This window comes from Mycobacterium sp. TH-M11 (assembly GCF_057473725.1).
The window spans coordinates 1-3916 of record NZ_JBYCLD010000017.1 but is presented as its reverse complement, the minus strand read 5'-3'; the positions used below and the strand labels follow the sequence as shown (position 1 = coordinate 3916).

General features: G+C 66.4%; 4 protein-coding genes. 1 reads left to right on the top strand and 3 read right to left on the bottom strand.

Annotation, left to right across the window (positions count from 1 at the left end; translation table 11 throughout):
- Positions 1–43 precede the first annotated feature (43 nt).
- Entirely contained in the window at positions 44–685 is a 642-nt protein-coding gene (locus AC2VOG_RS00865; RefSeq protein WP_486938027.1) for a DUF2561 family protein, read from the top strand.
- Between the two features lie 36 nt (positions 686–721).
- Here the strand turns inward: AC2VOG_RS00865 and AC2VOG_RS00860 are convergent, their stop codons facing one another.
- From AC2VOG_RS00860 to qcrA, 3 genes are all read right to left on the bottom strand, one after another.
- Positions 722–1354 carry a pyridoxine/pyridoxamine 5'-phosphate oxidase gene (locus tag AC2VOG_RS00860; RefSeq protein ID WP_486938026.1) on the bottom strand — a complete coding sequence of 211 codons (633 nt, stop codon included), beginning with the start codon at positions 1352–1354 and terminating at the stop codon, positions 722–724.
- 58 nt (positions 1355–1412) lie between these two features.
- Positions 1413–3038: a cytochrome bc1 complex cytochrome b subunit gene (qcrB, locus tag AC2VOG_RS00855; RefSeq protein ID WP_486938025.1), complete on the bottom strand. Its 1626-nt coding sequence runs from the start codon at positions 3036–3038 to the stop codon at positions 1413–1415.
- The coding region (gene qcrA, locus AC2VOG_RS00850) for a cytochrome bc1 complex Rieske iron-sulfur subunit (protein ID WP_486938024.1) at positions 3035–3916 on the bottom strand (882 nt) is incomplete at its 5' end. The genes qcrA and qcrB, both read right to left, overlap by 4 nt.

Below are 3916 nucleotides of genomic sequence, written 5' to 3'. Positions count from 1 at the left end.
TGTTGTTCTCCAACAGCAATGACGCACCGGCGACGAGCTGCGGATGACCGGCGGGAACATGGTAGATCGATTCATTCGACCGGGGCAGTCCCCGGAGGTCACTGACCGCATCCTGCTGGGCGCGTGCGCCGCGATCTGGCTGACGTGGCTGGGCATGAGCGTGGCGGCCACGGTGGCACTGGTGGATCTCGGACGGGGCTTTCACGAGCCGACCAAGAGTTCGCACAGCGGCCTGCTCTACATCGTGATCGGTGCCTCGGCATTGGTCATCCTCGCGGCCATCCCGGTATTGCTCCGGGCGCGCCAGCCCGGCCCGCCGCGGCCCCCCGGCTTCCCGTCCCAGGCACCGGCCAAGCCGCCGCGCCCGAACGCCCAGGACGCCCCGCACCAGCAGCCCGGGTTCGACGCTCCGGGCCGGCGGGCGGCCGGTACCCGCCAGGTGCTGCCCAATCAGGTTCAGGTGGACCGGGTGCTGCTGCGTGGCGTCACCGTGCTGGCTACCGCGGTGGCCGGCGCGTTGACCTTGGTCGCGTTGGCCACGTATCTGATGGCCGTCGGCAAAGACACTGGCTCCTGGGTCTGCTACGGGCTGGCCGGGGTCGGCGCTGCCGCCATGCCGGTGATTCCGTGGCTGTACCTGCGTCGGCTGGGTGAGGTACTGGAACTGCCGTCTCGTTTCGGCTGAGCCGCCATCACGGCGCCGTTCTCGTGGCGTGCCTGGCTACGGCCAGAGCAGGGTCGTTGACCAGCCCATGTCGTCGTCCCGTTCATACCGCAGCCTGCGGTGCCGGCGGCTAGCGTCGGCCTGCCAGAATTCGACGGCGTCGGCCCGTACCGCATACGACACCCACTCGGCGGGCACCAGGGTGGGGGAGCGATCGAGCTCCAGATGCGCCTTAGCGAGTGCCTCACTGATCTCTGCCGGATCGGCGTAGGGCTCGCTCTGCCGGCCGGTGAGCACCATCGCCCGGGCGCCTTGCGAGCGGGCCAGGAAGTCGTCGGCGGTCACCGAGGGCGAGTCCGGGAGAGCCATGCCGTCGACCCTGACCTGACGACCCAGTGAGGGCCAGTAAAACGTCAGTGACACAGCGGAATTGCGGGCAAGATCGGCGCCCTTGCGACTGGCCGAGCTGACTCCGAAATGCCAACCGGCGGCATCGACATCTTTGAGGATCAACACCCGCGCCGACGGCCGCGCTACACCCGTGGCGTCCAGCGCGCCGACCGTCGACAACGTCATCGCATGCGGTTCCACGACGCCGCTGTCGACGGCATGCAGCAGCCATTGGACGAACAGTGCGACCGGATCGGCCGGTGCCTGCGCCGGATCGAATTCCGGTGCCGCACCAACCAAAACGGGCAGCCCGCGCAGGAGACTGCGCAGGCTGCCCGATTGTTCGGACCCAGAAGGCCTAGTGGTGACCGTTGGTGTTACCGCCTTGGTGCTCGGCCAGCGCCGTCATCGCACGTCGCTCGCTGGCGTGTGCGGCCTCGTTGAGCGCGGCGTTCTCGTCGACCGGGTCGGCCGTCAGGAAGCTGCCACTACCGGGAGCGCCAGCCGAGCCGAGCTTGTTCATCTTCTTGGGCAGCGGCGCACCGGCGTACTCCAGCGGAATCGGGTGGCCGTGGTCATCGACCGGGCCCAGCGGCTGGTGCAGCTCGATGTAGGCACCGTGCGGCAGCCGCTTGATGATGCCGGTCTCGATACCGTGCTCGAGCACGTCGCGGTCACTGCGTTGCAGACCGATGCACCACCGGTAGGTGATGAAGAAGATAAACGGCGGCAGAACCACCATCCCGATACGGCCGATCCAGGTCGTCGCATTCAGCGAGATGTGGAACTTCCACGCGATGATGTCGTTCATCGCAGCCAGGGTCAGCACCATGTAGAAGCTGATCGCCATGGCACCGATCGCGGTACGGACCGGAGCGTCCCGGGGACGCTGCAGCAGGTTGTGGTGCGCGTAGTCGCCGGTGAACTTCTTCTCTAGGAACGGGTAGACCATCAGCAAGCCGAAGACGCCGCCCATGATCAGTGCGACACCGACCGGACCGGGAATGGTGTGACCGAAGGGGTAGAACTCCCACGCCGGCCAGAGACGGGCCAGCCCCTCGGTCCACATCATGTAGAAGTCCGGCTGGCTACCTGCCGACACCTGCGACGGGCGGTAGGGCCCCAGGTTCCAGATCGCGTTGATCTGCAGCAACCCGCCCATCAGGCCCAGGATGCCGGTGATCATCGCGAAGAACGCGCCCGACTTGATCGCGAAGACCGGCAGCACCCGCACGCCGACGACGTTGGTCTCGGTGCGGCCCGGTCCGGGGAACTGAGTGTGCTTCTGGAACCACACCAGCGCCATGTGCACGCCGATCAGGGCCAGGATGATGCCCGGGATCAGCAGGATGTGCAGCGCGTAGAGCCGGGGGATCAAGATGGTGCCCGGGAAGTCACCGCCGAACAGCGCCCAGTGCAGCCAGGTGCCGATCACCGGCATACCCAGCGTGATCGAGGACAGCGCGGCGCGCAGACCGATACCGGACAGCAGGTCGTCGGGCAGCGAGTAACCGAAGTAGCCCTCGAACATGGCCAGGATCAGCAGCAGCGACCCGATCACCCAGTTAGCCTCACGCGGCCGACGGAACGCGCCGGTGAAGAAGATGCGTGCCAGGTGCACCATGATCGACGCCGCGAACATCAGCGCGGCCCAGTGGTGCAGCTGGCGGACGAACAGGCCGCCGCGGACCTCGAAGGAGATATCCAGCGCCGATTCGTAGGCCCGCGACATCTGCACGCCGTTGAGCGGCTGGTAGACGCCGTGGTAGATGACCTCGGCCATCGACGGGTCGAAGAACAGCGTCAGGTAGACGCCGGACAGCAGCAAGATGATGAAGCTGTACAACGCGATCTCACCGAGCAGGAACGACCAGTGCGTCGGGAAGACCTTGTTGAACTGCCGGCGCAGCGCGGCCGCCGGGTGGTACCGGGTATCGATGTCGTCTGCTTGGCGTGCGAGCAGATCGCCGATTGCAGGGCTCATGAGGTGCGCTCCCAGAAGGCCGGTCCGACAGGTTCCACGAAGTCGCCGTTGGCGACCAGATGCCCATTGGCGTCAATAGTGATCGGCAGCTGTGCCAGTGCGCGAGCCGCCGGGCCGAAGACCGGCTTGGCGAAGTGCAGCGCGTCGAACTGCGACTGGTGGCACGGGCACAGGATCCGATAGGTCTGCTGCTCGAACAGGGAAGACGGGCAACCCAGGTGCGAGCAGATCTTGGTGTAGGCGAAGAAGTCGCCGTAGTTGAAGCTCTCCTGGCCTTGGCGCTTGACCACCTTGGGCATGTCGTCGGGCCGGATACGGATCAGCATCACCGGGTTACGAACGCCCATCATGATCTCGGTGAGCTTCTCGTTCGATTCTTCGGTGGTGCCGTCACCGTCGGACTCGCGCCACGGGAACACCGTTTCCATGCCGCCGGCGTCCAGGTCCTCGGGCCGCATCTTGACGAACGGCGAGTTGGTGCTCTGACCGGTCGCGCGGGCCAAGTAGATGGTCTCGCCGGGGTAGCGCGGGGTCCACCCGGAAGTCCACAGCGCGGCCTTCTTGCCTTCGGCGGTGTCGACGACCGGCTTCCAGGGGTTCTTGATCAGGCCACCGGCGCCGGCCACCAAGGTGCCCAGGCCGAATGCGCCGAATCCGACGCCCAGCGACGCACCCAGCAGCTTGCGCCGACCGATGGTCGAGCCCTCGAACGCGTCGGTCAGCTGGGCCGCCACGGTCTTACGGTCGATCTCGGGGGAGCTGCCGTCGTGACGGTCCTGGATGGTGATCTCTTCGGGGATGAACTTCTTGACGAACAGCACCGCGCCGATCGCGATGCACAGCACCGAGAGCCCGAAGGTCAAGCCGTACAGCGGAGT

Excerpts from the sequence above, each read along its gene's own strand:
- qcrB (WP_486938025.1), bottom strand. The coding sequence starts at position 3,038 with ATGAGCCCTGCAATCGGCGATCTGCTCGCACGCCAAGCAGACGACATC.
- AC2VOG_RS00865 (WP_486938027.1), top strand. The coding sequence starts at position 44 with ATGACCGGCGGGAACATGGTAGATCGATTCATTCGACCGGGGCAGTCC.